Origin of the sequence: Janthinobacterium sp. 64, from assembly GCF_002813325.1 — a bacterium.
GTDB lineage: Bacteria > Pseudomonadota > Gammaproteobacteria > Burkholderiales > Burkholderiaceae_D > Janthinobacterium.
On record NZ_PHUG01000001.1, the window covers coordinates 622,948 to 640,370 of the forward strand.

The following is a 17,423-nucleotide window of genomic DNA, read 5'->3' on the forward strand; positions in this document are numbered from 1 at the left end:
ACGGCGGCTTCAGGTAAGCCACATTCGATGGCATCGCGCCGGGCGGCACGGTGGGGGTGGAAGGGAGGGCGAGTGTGTGCATAGGCGGACGTGGCGGCACGGCCTCTGGACGGGCCATGAACATGTTGCCTATAGTAAAGAAGATTTATGACGGCTTGATGAAACGTATTAGCTTTTGATAATGTTTCTTGCCTGTCCGTCAGTTTGCCGATTCTCGCCAAAAACGCGATTTATCACGGCGATTCATGCAAATTGCCCAAACAAAAGACGGCAAATTCACCAGATAACTGTGCTTTAAAAGTGGCAATCCGCGCTATGATTTCTCTTGGCGAAAGTCAACATGGGCAGCCGCAGCGTGAGTGTGAACGGCCTGCTTTCTTCGACATCCAACAATGAGACAACAATCCATGCAATTACGTAGTGCAACCCTCATATTCAGCTTGCTGGCCGCTTTCGGTGGCAATGCCCTGGCACAATCTTGCCCGGCCGGCGATGGCGCCCCCGTGACGTATCCGGTCAGCAAAAAAGTCGACCAGCAAGACAGCTATTTCGGCACCACCATCGCCGACCCCTACCGCTGGCTGGAAGACGCCAACAGCGCCGAGACGGGCGACTGGGTGGCGGCGCAAAACAAGCTGACGCAGTCGTATCTGGGCACCATCCCCGAGCGCGCCGCGATCAAGCAGCGCCTGACCAAGCTGTGGAACTATGAGCGTTTCTCTACGCCAACGAAGCAGGGCGGCCGTTATTTCTACAGCCGCAACGACGGCTTGCAGAACCAGGCCGTGCTGTACACGGTGAAAAAACTGACGGACGAGCCGCGCCTGCTGCTCGATCCGAACACCCTGTCGACCGACGGCACGGTGGCGCTGGCCGGCACATCGATCAGCCCGAACGGCAAGTACCTGGCGTATGCCACGTCTGCCTCCGGTTCCGACTGGAACGAGTGGAAAGTGCGTGATATCGAATCGGGCAAGGATTTGAACGACCACATCAAGTGGGCCAAGTTCTCCGGCGCCTCGTGGACCAAGGACAACAGCGGCTTCTTCTACAGCCGCTATGACGCGCCGAATGAAGCCACCAAGCTGGCCGATATCAATTACTTCCAGAAATTGTATTTCCACAAGATCGGCACGCCGCAAAGCGACGACGTACTGGTCTTCGACCGTCCCGACCAGAAGGAATGGGCGTTTGGCGGCAGCACCGTCAGCGACGACGGCAATTATTTGATCATCACGGCCACACAGGGCACGGAACGCAAGAACCGCGTCTTCTACAAAGACTTGCGCCAGAAAAACGCCAAGGTCGTCGGCTTGCTGGAAGAATTCGATGCTTCGTATTCCTTCATCGACAATGACGGTCCCGTGTTCTTCTTCAAGACGGACAACAAAGCGCCGAAATCGCGCGTGATCGCCATCGATACGCGCAAACCTGCGCCTGCCGACTGGAAGGAAATCGTGCCGCAAGCGGTGGAAACCCTGGTTGCCGTCAACCTGATCAACAACCAGCTGGTACTCGACTACTTGAAAGATGCGCAAACGCAAATCAAGATCGTCGACCTGAAAGGCAAGCTGGTGCGTGAAGTGGCGCTGCCTGGCATCGGTTCGGCCGGCGGCTTTGCGGGCAAGCGTGGCGATACGGAAACGTTCTACTCGTTTACCAGTTTCACGACGCCAGCGACCATTTATCGCTACGACATGAAATCGGGCAAGAGCAGCGTGTACCGCCAGCCGAAGGTCGATTTCGACCCGAATGCCTTTGAAACGCGCCAGCAATTCTTCACCAGCCGCGACGGTACCAAGGTGCCGATGTTCATCGTCTCGAAAAAAGGCATGAAGCTCGACGGTAGCAACCCCACCTATCTGTATGGCTATGGCGGCTTCAATGTGTCGCTGACGCCGAGCTTCTCCGTGGCTAACTTGGCTTGGGTGGAAATGGGCGGCGTCTACGTGATGGCCAACCTGCGCGGCGGCGGTGAATACGGCGAAGCCTGGCACCAGGCTGGTACCAAACTGAACAAGCAAAACGTTTTCGACGACTTTATTGGTGCGGCGCAATGGCTGGTGGACAATAAAGTCACCTCACCATCGAAACTGGCGATCGGCGGCGGCAGCAATGGCGGCCTGCTGGTCGGTGCCGCCATGACGCAGCGCCCGGACCTGTTCGCGGCAGCCATTCCGCAAGTGGGCGTGCTCGACATGTTGCGTTTCCACAAGTTCACCGTGGGCTGGGGCTGGGTGCCTGACTATGGTTCGTCGGATGACGCCGAGCAGTTCAAGGCGCTGGTGAAATACTCGCCGCTGCACAACCTGAAGGCGGGCGGTTGCTATCCGGCCACCATGATCACCACGGCCGACCATGACGACCGCGTCGTGCCCGCCCACAGCTTCAAGTTCGCCGCCGCCGCCCAGGCAGCGCAAGGCGGCCCGGCACCCGTGCTGATCCGCATCGACAGCAAGGCGGGCCATGGCGCCGGCAAGCCGACGACCAAGCAGATCGAGGAAGTGGCCGACCGCTGGGGCTTCCTCAGCCGTTCGTTGAAGATGACGCCGGTAGCAACGCCGGAACCAGCGAAAGTGGCAGCACAGTAATTATGTAGTTGCGGCAAGGTAAAAGCGCGGGAGCAGTTAGCCCGCGCTTTTTTACGTCCAACATATTCACACACAGATTCGTTAATTTTTTAGTTTTTTTTGACTTCTTTTGTATCGCAAGGCAACTGGATTACTATCGAACCTCTATTCTTGCTAGTCAGCAAGTATAAAAATCGCTTATACTTTTTTTGGTAAATTGCATGTCTTTCTGGAAATATGCGTGAAATATTGACTATTTGATAATATAAATTACTGTTTTTTGTAAAAGTGTCTTATTTTCTCGTAGCCATGATGGCTGATTTGGTTGGGATAATATTGAGATTGTGATTTTTTGAAGTTGATATGCTGTTGTAAGGCAAGCATTATAGGAATCGGAAGGATGGCGACTACTAAACGCACAAGCTCTAAGCACAACGCACCGGGACAGTACCTTGGATATACACTTCAACCAGTTCGACTGTTTTATCATCTCCTTTCAGCACCCAAAGGTGCGCAGGTTTCACTTGAATATGTCGATGATGTCGCAGTACATTACGCCGATGGCACCTTGTTACTTGAACAGACAAAAAGTGCGATTTCACATAATCCCCTGTCGAATTGGGCTGTTGATCTGTGGAAAACAATTGGAAACTGGATTGATGATATTAATTCTGGGCGAAGAGATGTAAAGAAAACAAATTTTCAATTATATGTCACACCAGCTTATTCTGGTAAGGTTAGTTCAAGGATCGCTATCGCCTCTTCTTCCGAAGAAATTAGTGCCTTACTAGCACTCATCGAAGATGAGATTTCAGTAGATCCCCCAGCAGATGCTTGTCTACTACATGTTAATAAATTCCTGCGGTTGGAACCAAGCATTAGACTGGAGTTTGTCGGGCGAATTAAAATCATATCTACCGATGACGACCCCATTGATGCGCTGCATTCATTGCTTAGCCCCACGATGGACGAGAAATCCCTTGGTTTTCTATGCGAGGCCGGAATCGGAATGGCCAAAGAGCGTGCGGACAATCTTATACGGAGAAAGAAAAGTGCGTTACTAGATTGCGTTGATTTTCGTAAGGATTTTCACGCCCTTGTTCGGAAGAGCACCATGTCGACTTACCTAAGTTCTTACAATCTTGAACCTGGTCAACAGGAGGTTGAGTCAGTTCTTATGAGTCGCCCTGATTTTGTTGCCCAGTTAGATCTCATTAATGTCAAAGATTCCCAGAAATTGAAAGCTGTCAGTGATTTTTTGCATACATCTGCAGATAAAGTTACTTGGGCTGAACAGGGAATTGTTTATCAAGGTAGCTTCGATGAACTAGAGAGCGATCTTCTACGGCAGCATGGAGCCATCGAGATGGAAGTCAGTGATGAGTATTCAGACAAAGATGAGGCCGTCCGAGGGCGTATCGCTTATGGTCGCTGCACCCGAATTACAGTACCATTAGAGGGGAAGCAGGTTCCAGGACATTTTACTCATGGAAGCTTCAACACCTTGGCTGATGAGAGACGGATCGGTTGGCACCCAAGATACTCTGAACTATTAGAGAAAGAAAGTGACGAATGACTATCGCTTCGAATCAATATCCCAATGAAATCGCGCTTGTTCAAAATCCGACTATGGGCGCCTATGCGCTCTGGCGATTTAGTTTGGCATTTCAATCACGAAATGATTCCGAGCCTTCCATTGCTCTTGCATTTATGGTACTTCCTTTAATACTACACGCGGCAACGCGCAGTATGATTCGTAGCACTCAGATAGGTTCAGGTTTGGCTTTGTTTGCTGGCAAGTTGGGCGAGCATCGAGAAGATTTGTTGGCGATTCATGATAGAACTCTTGAATTCAAAGAGCTGACGTTGGAATCAATTGTACTAGGTGAACAAGCTGGCTTGTTTACGCTTAACATTGATGCAGCATCTATCAAAGCCGTTCAGATCACTGGAGATGGACCGGTCCCGCCGCTGCCGAAAAGTTTGAAATGGTTGATTCCTGCGTGTGAAAAAATTGGAGTGTGGTTTGCGGAAATTTCGAGTGAGCAAGTGGCAAAAACTCTTTGTGTGGAATTCTAAATGTATTTTCAAATAAAAAAAGTTATACTTTGGCCAAAAAATAAACGCGAACCGAGAATTCTTCCATTTGAAATTGGTAAGGTTAATGTAATTAGTGGTCGTTCGAAGACTGGTAAGTCTGCTGTTATACCTATCATTGACTACTGTCTTGGTGCTGAAAAATGTGCCATTCCAGTCGGTGTAATACGCGAGAATTGCGTGTGGTTTGGTATCGTGATCGATACCGTCGAGGGAGAAAAGTTGTTGGCAAGGAGAGAGCCAGGTCAGCAGCAAAGTACATCCGATATGTTTCTATTGGAAGGCGGAAGTGTAGAAATTCCAGCGGAGATTATAGATAGAAACTCTAATCTTGAGTACGTAAAATCAATTTTAAATCGGCTAGCGGGTCTTTCAAATCTTGATTTCGAGCCTGGTACAACTGATAGCTTTAAGAGTAGACCTAGTTTTCGAGATCTTATGGCATTCACATTTCAACCACAGAACATTGTGGCAAACCCGGATGTGATGTTCTTTAAAGCAGATACAACCGAGCATAGGGAAAAATTGAAAACAATTTTCCCTTACATTTTAGGAACCATTACGCCAGAGTTGCTACAAGCACGGCACGAGTTAGAGCAATTGCATCGTGCGTTGAAACGGAAGGATGGTGAGCTGCGAGCTAGGCAGGCAGCAGGATCTCGCTGGCAACGTGAAGGGCAGATATGGCTTCGTCAAGCTATAGAGAATGGACTTTTGGCTACAGACATTGTACTTCCGTCAGAGTGGTCCGGTACCATAGAAGCGCTCAAACTGGTCCTGCAAGCCGAACCGTCAGCCGGCGAAGAGACCATTGGTTCGATAGATGCTGCTCTGGTTCGTCTGAAAGACCTTCGTTTGGTCGAGACGGATCTTACCTTGAAACTAAATGCTAGTCGACAGCAACTGAAAGAACTGAAAAGGTTGGAGGACAGCACTGACGCATATGCAGGGGCACTACAGGTTCAGCGTGATCGGTTATCGTTGTCCAAGTGGATTAGGGGGCTTGCGAACGACGGTCGAGATGTGGTGTTCGAGCCAAGCGAAGAGGGGCGTAACCGATTAGATAGGTTGTGCATTGCATTGGACTCCGTAGAGGTCCGATTACGATCATACCCACGTGCCGTTGAAAACCTTGGGAGGGAAACCTTAAGACTTAGAGAGGCTACTCAGGAAATTTTAAGTAGTCTAGTCAATGTTCGGAAAGAGATCACTTCAATTGAAGATCATTCTAAAGTTGGAAAACAGATCGCATTAAGGCGCGAAAGGAATGCACGATTCCTTGGTGGATTAGAGGAGGCTATTCGTCTTTATGAAATTGCAGAGCCTTCATCGGATTTAAGTGGGGAGATAGCAAAACTTCAAGAGCGCATTCAAGAGTTGACGCCAATAGTCGCAGAGCACGAGGTGCGGCGCAAGGTCCAGGCTGCCCTCACAGAAGTCGAAGGCTACGCAGCTAAGCTTGTTCCACAGTTAGATGGGGAATGGCCTGAAGCTCCAATTAAACTCATTATAAAAGAACTTACTGTTAAAGTTGCACGGGGATCAAGAGACGATTACCTTTGGGAAATTGGCAGCGGTGCAAATTGGCTCGCATACCACGTTGCAATGACCTTGGCACTCCAAGGTTTTTTCCTGAACCGACCTGGTCATCCAGTGCCAGGTATGCTTATTTTTGATCAGCCGAGTCAAGTTTATTTCCCGACTCGTCGAGCACGAAGTAGCTTTGACACGGATGAACATGATCCTAAATTTAGAGATGTAGATTTAGAGGCGGTTCGCAAAGTTTTTAGTTTATTTTCTAAGGTCATTAGTAAAAAAGGAAATGCATTTCAAATAATTGTACTTGACCATGCTGATGGGGAAGTTTGGGGGGGGTTGCCGAACGTAGAATTGGTTGAAGAGTGGCGTGGAAATGCTTTGGTTCCACCTGAGTGGATTATCGAATAAATCTGAACGTATTCGTTTTCAATGCGTGACCGGGGGTGAGATTGATTGTAAATTAACCTTACCTCCTCCTCTGCCTGTAAATATCAGAATCACCAATCATTATCGGCTTGTTCTTTTGCAGCAGGAAAAATTGCAGATGGCACTGGCCAGTAAATTAAAATAAAAATTCCGGGCTAAGGGTTCGTTGAGATTAGTGATGTGTCGGCGCTACTAACACCTTGTTAGTAAGTCAATCGGCGCAATTCTCGCCAGCACGCCGTTTTCAAACGTGGCCTGAAACGGCAAATCCTTGCGCTGCGCATAGCCGATATAGCAATCGCACTTGAAGCGCGGGCAGCTGCGTTCTTGCAGCATATCAGCCAGGTCGTCCTCATACAGATTCCCCAGCCGCTCGGGCACGAAGTGGCAGCGCGCCAGTTCGCCGTCGCCATCGACGGACAGCGACGCTTCGCCCGCCAGGCACGGTTTATTGCGCGAGGGCGATGGGCGGCGGTTCTGTGCGAACCACGGGTCGACGGTATCAAACCAGGCCACATCCTGTTCACTGTAGTAGCCGGGGCCGCGCCGGTCGTACGCGTTCAGCCACAGGTAGACGTGGGCCGGCAAGGCCGCGCGCAGGGCGCGGATGGCGTCCAGGTGTTCGTTCATGGCGACGACGCCGACGGAGTAGCGCACGCCCATCGTGTCCAAGCGCGCGCAGCGTGCGAGAAAGCGGGGCAAGGTCGTCTGGTCAGGGTGGTAGGTGCACCACAGGCCGATCTTCTCCAGCCCGTCCATGTTCTCCAGCCAGCCCAGGGGGCCGGACAGGTTCGTTTGCAGCGCCACCTGGCGCACATGTGGCAGCGCCGCCAGCGTCTGCATGGCCGTGCGGTAGTGGCGCCGCACCAGCGCTTCGCCCCACGGCGTAAACAGCACGCTGATGGCCCGGTCTTGCGCGGCCACCCAATCCGTAAAACGCGCCAGTTCGCGCGCATCGCGGGCCAGCGCGGCGCGGCTGTCGCGCTTCTTGGCGAAGGGGCAGTAGCCGCAGGCGTAGTTGCAACTGGCCAGGGTGCCCCGGTACAGCAGGGACAGCACGCCTGGCTGCGCGGTCAGCACGCCTGGCCCTCTTGCGCCATCAGCGCGCGCACCGTATCGGAGGCCAGCCACGGGCCGATGGTGTCGGCGTAGCTGTAGCCGCGCTCGTTCAGGCGCAGCAGCGGGCCATCCTCTTGCACCAGGGCCAAAGAGTGCAATTCGGCCAGCTGGGGCAGATCAAGCTCGCAGCGGCTGCCGAAGCGCGCCGCGTAGGCGTCGCGGTCCAGGCCCGGTTCCGTCAGCAGCGACTGGATCACGTAGCGCCGGCGCTGTTCTGCGTCATCGAGCATATAGCCGTGTTCGGCCTGTGCGAAGCGCGCTTCGTCCAGCGCCAGGTAGTTGTCGATGATGTTGATGGTATCAAGCCGCGCCACGGCGTACTCGCTCGAATAGTGCAGGCTGGTCGTGTACGAGCGGGCGCCCGCGCCCAGGCCCACCATGCCGTCATTCTGGCAGCAGTACGAGGGCCCGTTTTGTTCCGGCGCATGGGGTGCGCGAAACATGCGCATCGAGACCTGCTCATAGCCTTGCGCGCGCAAATGGTCGCGCGCGGCCGCGTACAGGGCCAGGCGGCTGTCGCCGTCCTGCGCCAGCATGATGGGGTTGAGCGATTGCGCACCCTGGCGCCGCGCCACCTTGCCCAGGCCTGTTTGTTCTCGCACGTACAGCGGATACAGATAGATTTCCTCGGGCGCAAACGCCAGCGCGCTGTCGATGGAAGCGAGCAGGCTGGCCACGGTTTGCCCGGCGATGCCATAGATCAGGTCCAGGTTCAGCGTCGGGAAGCCGGCCGCGCGTATCAGGCCGATGGCGTGATGGACGGTGGCGTTTTGCTGAGGGCGCGCCAAGGCGCGCATTTCGCCGGCGGCAAAGCTCTGGATACCGAGGCTGACCCGGTCGATGCCATGCGCGCGGCAGACGGCAAGCCGCTCCGCCGTGATGGTTTCGGGCGACGCTTCGATGCCGGCCGGCGTGTGCTGCAGGTCGATGCCGAGGATGTCGCGCGCGCCGCACAGCAAGGTGTCGAGCTGCGCCGGCGACAGATAGGTCGGCGTGCCGCCACCGAGCGCGAAGCGGGCGAAGCGCCGTTCACCGAGCGCGCCATCGAGTGCGCGCATCTGCACCAGCACTTGCTGCACATAGCGCTCGACCATGTCGGCGCTGGGGCGCGCCATGGCGAACAGGTTGCAAAAGCCGCAGCGCATCTCGCAAAACGGGATGTGGATGTAGGCGAACAGGGCGGAGCGGTCTTGCCGCGCCCACAGGGGCGCCAGCGGCGCCGCCTGCGGCAAGGCGCGGTAGGCCGCCTTGTGCGGATACGAATAGGAATACGCCTGGTAAGGCGTGTGGCGCATGCGCTGCGCCAGGGTGCCAGGCTGTTCGGCAGGGTTCACGGTGGGGATTCCTCGGGATGTGTATCGGTATCGGGGGCGATGAAGAAGTGCGCGTACGGCACGTTCCACACGCTGTCATGGGCCACTCTATGGCCCCGGTAGCCGTCTTCGCCATACGCGCTGCCGTGATCCGAGCAGATGATGGCAAACGTGGGCGCGCGCGCGGCGCAGGCGGCAAACAGGGGAGCCAGCGCGCCATCGACATAGCGCAGGGCGGCAGCGTGGCTTTCCAGGCAGTCGGCGCGGCAGCCGGGCAGGTAGGCGCGGTTCGGCGTGTGCAGGGCGGCCACGTTGATGAACAAGAAGGTGCGCTGCATGCCGTCCGCCAGGCGGGCCATGGCCAGCGCCACCTGTTTTTGCGTCGAGTGGCGGCTGGCCACGCCCATGCCGGCGCTCCAGTGGCTTTCCTGGAACAGTGACGGCAGCACCGTGCCCAAGGCGGTTTGCTTGTTGAAGAAGCCCACGCCGCCGATGCAGATGGTGCGGTAGCCGCGCGCGGCCAGCGCGGCGGGAAGGTCCGCTTCCTCGAACGCAAACGTGTGCGGCGAGGTGGTTTCGCTGCCCGCAAAAGCGCTGGCGAACAGGCGCGGATGGCGGCCCGGCGAGGCCGGCGTGGGCAGAAAGCCGGCAAAGAAGGCCTGGTGCGCCGCATACGTGAACGTGGCGGGCGAGTGGCGCTTGTCCCAGCCGCCCGGCGGCAGAAAACGTCCCAGCACGGGCAATTCACCCGCCGCATACAAGGCTTGCGCCACGTCGTAGCGCAGGGTGTCGAGCGTGAGGAAGACGATGTCGTGGCTGCCGACGATGGCGCGCATGTCGGGGATGGCAGGTGTGTCTTTAAACATGGGGCAGTTGCGCTGTGTAAGTGTCCGTACCTTGCCACAGCAGGCCTGGCAGCAGGTCGCCGAAGGCATTCGCTTCCAGCACATGGGCCTGGCCGTGGCGCACGACGAGGTCGTAGCCCGTCACGTGGCTGTGGGGGAAGGCGCGCGCGGCCTGGGCGCTGGCCGCTTCCAGCGCGGCCAGGTCGGCTGCGTTCAAGAGGCCGGCCGCATCGCCGCGCCGGTTGTCGAGGTGCAGATTCGTCATCATCTGGTCGCCGATGCGCGCCACGCGGTGCGCCGGCTGGCCGGCCAGGGTCACGACGCGCAAGTCGTAGTGGCCGTCGCCGCAGCGCGGCTTGTTCAGCCACGCTTCCGCATACAGTTCCTGCGCGGCCAGCGCGTCGACGAGGGCGGCGATGTCGTGTTCGGATTCGTAGCGCGCCATGCGCTTGACGTTGAACAGACGCGCCGCGCCGTCCGCATGCTGCAAGGCGGCCGAGGTGGTGGCTTGCTGGCGCCCGGCCTTGTTCCTGCGGTAGGCGACGACGCCCGACGCGGACGAGCCGTAGCGCGGTTTCAGATAGACGCGGTCAAGCTGGTGTTCGTGCAGCAGCGATTGCAGGTGCTCATAGCCGTGCACAGGGCCGAGCAGGGCGGGAATGGCGACGCCGTGCGCAGCCAGGTGGCGCTGGCACGCCAGCTTGTCCGTCATGAGACAGATTTCGGCTGGCGCATTGAAGACGCGTGTCTGCGGCAGGCAGGCCAGCTGGGCCGCCAGGGAAGCCATGGCGGATGCAAATCCTGCGAACCAGGCATCCATGGCCAGCAGTTCGCCATGTTCCGGTGCATGCACGGGCGCGCGATCAAGCTGTCGACAACCGTCATGCAGCAGCCGCAGGTGCGCCGCCGGGTCGTCGCCAGGCGGCTCGATCTTGAACCGGCAGGGCCGGCGCAAGGCATCCTCGAGCAGCGCCGGCTGCGCCAGCCAGTCGCGCCATTCCAGCACTTGCGCGGGCGGCAGGCGCAGTTGCGCGCGCGCCGCCTGCATCAGGCGCACGCGCTTGCTGCCGCTGGTGGCCAGCAAAAGCATCAGGTTTTATTCGCCGACGGCGACATAGCGGTAGCTTTCGCCGTCGTCTTCATCGGCTTCCTGCGGGTCGTCCAGCACCACTTCGAAGGGCAGCGCCTTCAGCTTGGCCTGGTTTTCTTCCGAGATGTAATGGTGCGACAGGTCCAGGCGCTTCAACTTGCCCAGCTGCGTGTGATTGAGCACGGCCACGGCGCCCAGGTCGCCGATGGTGCCCAGCGACAGGTCCAGCGTGTCGAGCTGCGCCACCAGCGGTTCCTCGGCCAGCCAGACGGCCAGGTCGTCGGCGATTTCCGCGTCGCGCAAGCCCAGGTAGCGCAGGGTGGGCACGGTCAGCTGCACCAGCACCTTGCGGTAGAGGTCCACATCGCCCGAGAATCCGTATTCTTCCGTGCCCAGCCACAGTTCCAGGTGTTCCAGCTGCGGCATGCTCGATTGCGCCAGCGCTTCGGCGATCTTTTGATCGAGGCCGCCCGCTTCGATAGTGAAGCGGCGCAGGTGCTGGTGGGCGAACGGCTCGATGACGAGTTCATTGCCGCCACGGATGCGCAGCTCTTCCAGCTGTGGAAAAGCGTCCAGCAGCGGCTTGTAGCTGCCTTGCACGATCCACGAGATTTCGCATTCCTCGTACGTCATGTCGCCGATGAACAGGGCCCGCAAGTTGGGCAGCTGTGGCGCGTGGGCGATCAGCGCGGCGATCACTTCGTCGGCGCCCGATTCGTACGGGTCGCCCCACATGCCGATGATCAACGCTTCGAGCGCGTTCTTGTCGGCCTTTTCCAGGAAGCCGGCGATCAGGTCCGGCATCTTGTGCTTGTCGTCATACTCGAGCGAGAGGCGGTAGACGCTATCCTGCCCGGATTGCAGCGCAATAGCAGGATCGTACTGGACGACTTTTTTTTGGTGGAAGAGGGTGGTGCTTTCGGAAATCGTCATTGCTAAGGCTCCATGAAAGACAGTGAAAATCTTGTCTAATCCAAAATCTTAGCATGGGTGAAAGAGCTTATTGCACACCGCAGAAAAGCAACTATCTATGGATGACCACCAATAAGGCCTTGCCCTCGGTCTTGCCCAGATTGCGTATCGTATGCGGCTGGTCCGCCGGATAGCGCGCCGTGCCGCCATTCTTGACCTTTTTCTTCGCCGTGCCCACTTCCAGCTCCAGGTTGCCGTGGATCACCGTCAAATGCTCGGTGGTGCCGGGGTCGTGCGGCTGCGACGCCAGTTCGCCGCCCGGCGCCAGGGTCACTTCATACCATTCGTATTTGCCGGCCAGTTCCATCGGCCCCAGGATGCGCAGCACGTAGCCTGCATGGTCGCCGGGCAGGGTGGGGGTTTCGTGGGCATCCGTGATGCGGATGGTTTCCACGGCCTTTTCCGCGCTGGACAGCAATTCGCCGATCTGCACGCCCAGGGCGTTGGCCAGGCGCCACGTGATGGCGATGGTGGGATTGGCTTTTTCGCGCTCGATTTGCGACAGCATGGACTTCGAGACGCCCGCGATGCGCGACAAATCCTCGAGTGTCAGGCCGCGCGCCAGGCGCAGCCGTTGCAGGGTGGCACCCACTTCGGGGGGAGAATTGGTCGAAACGCTGGTTTTCATCGGCAGGTGGCTTGCAAAGTTCAATAGGCTTGGGTAATATCCACTATATTGAATTTTAGTTCGAAATAGTGGATTTTGAGGAAAAGCACGGAAACGTGTAGACTTCAAACAGCGCTTCACGGTACAGCATATGGCGCGCGCCGGTCAAGCGGCGGCCCATACAGCCAACAGGCATACAACAGGGACACACAAGGATCATCATGAGCGAGCAAGCGAAGAACACCTTTTTCAGCGGTCTGCAACAGAATCTCGATCAACTGCGCCAGCAGGGCTTGTACAAGCCCGAGCGCGTGATCGCCTCGCGCCAGGGCGCCGAAGTGGTGTGCGACGATGGCCGTACCCTGATCAATATGTGTGCGAACAACTACCTGGGCCTGTCCGGCGACCTGCAGACGCAGGAAGCATCGATTGCCGCCACGCAAAAATACGGCTACGGCCTGTCGTCCGTGCGTTTCATCTGCGGCACGCAAACCGTGCACAAGGAACTGGAACAGGCGATCTCCGCTTTTCTGGGTACCGAAGACACGATCTTGTACGCGGCGGCATTCGACGCCAACGGCGGCGTGTTCGAACCCCTGTTCGATGAAAACGACGCCATCATCTCGGACGCGCTGAACCACGCTTCCATCATCGACGGCATCCGTTTGTGCAAGGCTGGGCGCTACCGCTACCTGCATAACGACATGGCCGACCTGGAAGTGCAGCTGAAAGCGGCGATTGCCGCCGGCAAGCGCCATAAAGTCATCGTCACGGACGGCGTGTTCTCGATGGATGGCACGATTGCGCAACTCGACAAGATCTGCGACCTGGCCGACAAGTACGGCGCGCTGGTGATGATCGACGAATGCCACGCTTCCGGTTTCATGGGCGCGACGGGCCGCGGCACGCACGAGCACCACAATGTAATGGGCCGCATCGACATCATCACGGGCACACTGGGCAAGGCCCTGGGCGGCGCCATGGGCGGTTTCACCTCCGCGCGCAAGGAAGTCATCGACACGCTGCGCCAGAAATCGCGCCCGTATCTGTTCTCCAACACCCTGGCGCCATCGATCGCCGGCGCCTCGCTGTCGGTACTGGAACGGCTGGCCAAGTCGACGGAACTGCGCGACCGCCTGCATGAAAACACGGCTTTCTTCCGCAGCGAGATCGAACGCATCGGCTTTACCATCAAGCCGGGCACCCATCCGGTGGTGCCCGTGATGCTGTTCGACGCGCCCGTGGCGCAGAAGTTCGCCGCCCGCCTGTATGAACTGGGTGTGCTGGTGACGGGCTTCTTCTACCCGGTCGTGCCGATGGGCCAGGCCAGGGTCCGCGTGCAGCTGTCGGCCGCCCACACCCGCGAACAGCTGGTGCAAGTGCTGGCCGCCTTCGAGCAGGCGGGCAAGGAACTCGGTCTGCTGACCACCGCCACTACTAATTAATACGAATTCGGGAAAATAGCATGGAACGCATCTTAGTCATCGGCGCAAACGGCCAAATCGGTAGTGAACTGGTGGGCGCGCTGGCGCAGCAGCACGGCGCGGACAACGTCATCGCCAGCGACATCGGCACGAATAATCTGTACCAGGCCAAGCGCTATGCGCAATTGAATGTGCTGGACAAGGACGGCCTGGCGAAGCTCATCGCCGACGAAGGCATCACCCAGGTGTACCAGCTGGCGGCCATGCTGTCGGCCACGGGCGAAGCGGCGCCGTTGAAGGCGTGGAGCCTGAACATGGATGGCTTGCTCAATATCCTGGAACTGGCGCGCGAGCGGGGCGAAGCGGGCAAACCGCTGCGCATCTTCTGGCCATCGTCGATCGCCGCCTTCGGCCCGAACACGCCGCAAGTAAACACCCCGCAAATGACGGTGATGGACCCGACGTCGATGTACGGCATCAGCAAGCTGGCTGGCGAACGCCTGTGCGAATACTACTTCAACAAGTATGGCGTGGACGTGCGCAGCATCCGCTACCCGGGCATCATCAGCTACAAATCGCCTCCGGGCGGCGGCACCACCGATTACGCCATCGCCATCTTCCATGCGGCCTTGCGCGGCGAGCGCTATGACTGCTTCCTCGACGCGACGACCACCTTGCCGATGATTTACATGCCCGACGCGATCCGCGCCACCATCGAACTGATGGACGCTCCCGTGTCGCAGATCAAGATCCGTTCGTCCTACAATGTGGCCGGCGTGTCGTTCAACCCCGAGCAGCTGGCGAAAGCCATCGTGCACATGGTGCCGGACTTCAAGATCAGCTACAAGCCGGACAGCCGCCAGGCCATCGCCGACAGCTGGCCGCAAAGCCTGGACGACAGCAAGGCCAGCGCGGACTGGGGCTGGAAGGCGCAGATCGGCATCGAGCAGATGGTCACCGACATGCTGGCCAATGTCGACGTGGGCCATGCCGCCAAGGCAGCCTGAGTCCCACGCAAGCATTCATAAAAACATACTAATATAAAGAGACACCATATGGACATGAGCGTATTTGACCTGTTTAAAATAGGCATCGGGCCGTCGAGTTCCCATACGGTGGGGCCGATGGTGGCGGCGCGGCGTTTTCTGGTCGAATACGGTCCGCTGGACCAGGTGGTGGGCGTCGAGGCGGCCCTGTATGGCTCGCTGGCGCTGACGGGCGTGGGCCATGCCACGGACAAGGCCGTCATTCTGGGTTTGATGGGCGAAACGCCGCAGGACGTGGCGCCCGATGAAGTCGACAGCAAGCTGGCCGCCATCGAGGCGGCCGGTGAAATTGCGCTGCTGGGCACGCACGTGGTGCCGTTTACGGCGGCCACGGGCTTGATCTGGCACAAGAGTGAATCGCTGCCCGAACACCCGAACGGCATGCGTTTTACCTTGACACTGGCCGACGGCAGCCGTGCCGACAAGGTGTATTACTCGATCGGCGGCGGGTTTATCCGCGAAGCCGAGGAAGTTCAAACCGCGGCCCAGGCCGAAGCGGCCGTGGAGCCGGCCGCCAGCGCGCGTGTCGTCTTCCCCTTCGACACCATGGAGCAGTTGCTGGCGCATGGCGTGGAAAGCGGCCTGTCGATCCCGGAAATGCTGCGCGCGAACGAGTGCGTCAAGCGCAGCGAGACGGAACTCAATGAAGGCCTGGACCGCATCTGGCACGTCATGCGCGACTGCATCGCGCACGGCCTGGAAACGACGGGCAACCTGCCGGGCGGCTTGAACGTCAAACGCCGCGCCGCCAAATTATGGCGCTTGGCGCAAGAGGCGAAGGCGTCGGACAACCGCGCCAACGACTTGCCGCACGACGCCGTACACCTGGTCAGCCTGTACGCGATGGCCGTCAACGAGGAAAACGCGGCCGGCGGCCGTGTGGTGACGGCGCCGACCAACGGCGCCGCCGGCATCATCCCGGCCGTGCTGCGCTACTACGCGCAGGATTGCCGCCCCAGCGATCCGGTAGGCGGCGTGCGCCGTTTCATGCTGACGGCAGCGGCCATCGGCATGCTGTGCAAGCGCAATGCCTCGATCTCGGGCGCCGAAGTGGGTTGCCAGGGCGAAGTGGGCGTGGCCTGCGCCATGGCGGCCGCCGGCCTGGTGGCAGCCCTGGGCGGCACGAATGAACAGATCGAGAACGCGGCCGAAATTGGCATCGAGCACCACCTGGGCATGACCTGCGACCCCATCGGCGGCCTGGTGCAGATTCCGTGCATCGAGCGCAATGGCATGGGTGCCGTGAAAGCGATTACGGCCGCCTCGCTGGCGCTGAAGGGTGACGGCACGCACTTCGTCAGCCTCGACGAAGTCATCGAAACCATGCGCCAGACGGGCGCGGACATGCAGGACAAGTACAAGGAAACGTCCTTGGGTGGCCTCGCGGTCCACGTCATCACGGTGAACCACGCTGCTTGCTGATGCGCCGGTGGTGTTGTCGGATTACGCGCTCACGCGCTAATCCGACCTACGGTAAGTGGCAATGTCGCAGGTGGGCGTAGGTCGGCTTAGCGCAAAGCGCGTAAGCCGACACCACCACGGTAGCAAGACACCATCCTCACTCCTCCTCAAACAACTGCTCCAGCCTTCGTGGATAGTTATTCAAAAAATCGCGCGTCACGGCATAGTGTTCCGTGTCTTCATACGCCACTTCATGGATGCCGCCGCCCGTAAACATGAGGATTTTTGCGTTCGGGTAGGCCAATAAAATCGGCGAATGCGTGGCGATGATCAGCTGCGAGTCGTCCTGCACCAGCTGGTGGATCACCGACAATGCCGCCATCTGGCGGCTCGGTGACAGGGCCGCCTCGGGCTCGTCCAGCAGATACAGGCCCTTGCCCCGCAGCTTGTTGATCAGGGTCGCCATGAACGCTTCGCCGTGCGACTGCGCGTGCAGCGACTTGCCGCCGTAGCTGCCCAGGTATTCAGGCATGTCGTCCATATAGGTGGCGACATTGAAAAAGCTCTCGGCGCGCAAAAAATAACTGTCCTCGGGTTTCTTGTAGCTTTTGCTCAGGCGCAGATGCGCATGCAAGCCCGATTCCTCGTCCGACGGCAGGGCAATGCGCACATTGCGCGTGCCGCCATCCTTGCCAAAGCCCAGCCCCACGGCCAGCGCTTCGAGCATGGTCGACTTGCCGCTGCCATTCTCGCCCACGAAAAACGTCACATCGGGGTGGAAGTCCATGTGCACGAAGTCGCGGATGGCGGGGATGGTGAACGGATAGTGATCGAGGTCGACGACGGTGTCGTGGCGCAGCGCGGCGCTTTGCAGATACGGTTTTTTACTCAGCGACATGGCCGGTTCCATGAATGACCCGGAAGCGGGCCGACAACCACCAGTGTGGCGCAAATCCGGCACACGCGCCAGCACG

General features: G+C 58.2%; 14 protein-coding genes. 7 read left to right on the forward strand and 7 right to left on the reverse strand.

Annotated elements, in window-relative coordinates; all coding sequences use genetic code 11:
* The first annotated feature begins 407 nt into the window (after positions 1-407).
* The 4 genes from CLU91_RS02670 (at position 408) to CLU91_RS02690 (ending at position 6,614) form a co-directional block, all read left to right on the forward strand.
* A complete protein-coding gene (locus CLU91_RS02670) occupies positions 408-2,591 on the forward strand; it encodes a prolyl oligopeptidase family serine peptidase (protein WP_198521223.1) in 2,184 nt (727 codons plus the stop codon).
* A 379-nt stretch (positions 2,592-2,970) separates the two neighbouring features.
* Positions 2,971-4,146: an ABC-three component system protein gene (locus CLU91_RS27710; RefSeq protein ID WP_157814556.1), complete on the forward strand. Its 1,176-nt coding sequence runs from the start codon at positions 2,971-2,973 to the stop codon at positions 4,144-4,146.
* Complete coding sequence (locus tag CLU91_RS02685) at positions 4,143-4,649, forward strand: three component ABC system middle component (protein ID WP_157814557.1); 507 nt, start codon at positions 4,143-4,145, stop codon at positions 4,647-4,649. The genes CLU91_RS27710 and CLU91_RS02685 overlap by 4 nt, the downstream gene beginning before the upstream one ends.
* A complete protein-coding gene (locus tag CLU91_RS02690) occupies positions 4,650-6,614 on the forward strand; it encodes a DUF3732 domain-containing protein (RefSeq protein ID WP_100872873.1) in 1,965 nt (654 codons plus the stop codon).
* Between the two features lie 210 nt (positions 6,615-6,824).
* Here the strand turns inward: CLU91_RS02690 and CLU91_RS02695 are convergent, their stop codons facing one another.
* From CLU91_RS02695 to CLU91_RS02720, 6 genes are all read right to left on the reverse strand, one after another.
* Complete coding sequence (locus CLU91_RS02695; RefSeq protein WP_100872874.1) at positions 6,825-7,712, reverse strand: STM4011 family radical SAM protein; 888 nt, start codon at positions 7,710-7,712, stop codon at positions 6,825-6,827.
* On the reverse strand, positions 7,706-9,085 hold the full coding sequence (locus CLU91_RS02700) for an STM4012 family radical SAM protein (RefSeq protein WP_198521224.1): 1,380 nt from the start codon (positions 9,083-9,085) through the stop codon (positions 7,706-7,708). Before CLU91_RS02700 ends, CLU91_RS02695 begins: the two co-directional genes overlap by 7 nt.
* Positions 9,082-9,930 carry an STM4013/SEN3800 family hydrolase gene (locus tag CLU91_RS02705; RefSeq protein ID WP_100872875.1) on the reverse strand — a complete coding sequence of 283 codons (849 nt, stop codon included), beginning with the start codon at positions 9,928-9,930 and terminating at the stop codon, positions 9,082-9,084. The genes CLU91_RS02700 and CLU91_RS02705 overlap by 4 nt, the downstream gene beginning before the upstream one ends.
* The gene (locus CLU91_RS02710; RefSeq protein WP_100872876.1) at positions 9,923-10,999 is read right to left on the reverse strand and encodes an STM4014 family protein; all 1,077 of its coding nucleotides are present in this window, start codon (positions 10,997-10,999) and stop codon (positions 9,923-9,925) included. The genes CLU91_RS02705 and CLU91_RS02710 overlap by 8 nt, the downstream gene beginning before the upstream one ends.
* Before the next feature lie 6 nt (positions 11,000-11,005).
* Positions 11,006-11,932 carry an STM4015 family protein gene (locus CLU91_RS02715; protein WP_100872877.1) on the reverse strand — a complete coding sequence of 309 codons (927 nt, stop codon included), beginning with the start codon at positions 11,930-11,932 and terminating at the stop codon, positions 11,006-11,008.
* Positions 11,933-12,023: 91 nt separating this feature from the next.
* A complete protein-coding gene (locus CLU91_RS02720) occupies positions 12,024-12,599 on the reverse strand; it encodes a helix-turn-helix domain-containing protein (protein ID WP_034751403.1) in 576 nt (191 codons plus the stop codon).
* Positions 12,600-12,799: 200 nt separating this feature from the next.
* Between CLU91_RS02720 and kbl the strand changes: the two genes are divergently transcribed.
* The 3 genes from kbl to CLU91_RS02735 are packed head-to-tail and all read left to right on the forward strand — an operon-like array spanning position 12,800 to position 16,470.
* Positions 12,800-14,023, forward strand: a complete 1,224-nt coding sequence (gene kbl, locus CLU91_RS02725; protein WP_100872878.1) for a glycine C-acetyltransferase — start codon at positions 12,800-12,802, stop codon at positions 14,021-14,023.
* Between the two features lie 20 nt (positions 14,024-14,043).
* The gene (locus tag CLU91_RS02730; RefSeq protein WP_100872879.1) at positions 14,044-15,009 is read left to right on the forward strand and encodes an NAD-dependent epimerase/dehydratase family protein; all 966 of its coding nucleotides are present in this window, start codon (positions 14,044-14,046) and stop codon (positions 15,007-15,009) included.
* Between the two features lie 48 nt (positions 15,010-15,057).
* Positions 15,058-16,470: an L-serine ammonia-lyase gene (locus tag CLU91_RS02735; protein ID WP_100872880.1), complete on the forward strand. Its 1,413-nt coding sequence runs from the start codon at positions 15,058-15,060 to the stop codon at positions 16,468-16,470.
* A 136-nt stretch (positions 16,471-16,606) separates the two neighbouring features.
* On the opposite strand, the gene CLU91_RS02740 is transcribed toward CLU91_RS02735, so the two are convergent.
* Entirely contained in the window at positions 16,607-17,347 is a 741-nt protein-coding gene (locus CLU91_RS02740; protein WP_198521225.1) for an AAA family ATPase, read from the reverse strand.
* Positions 17,348-17,423 lie beyond the last annotated feature (76 nt).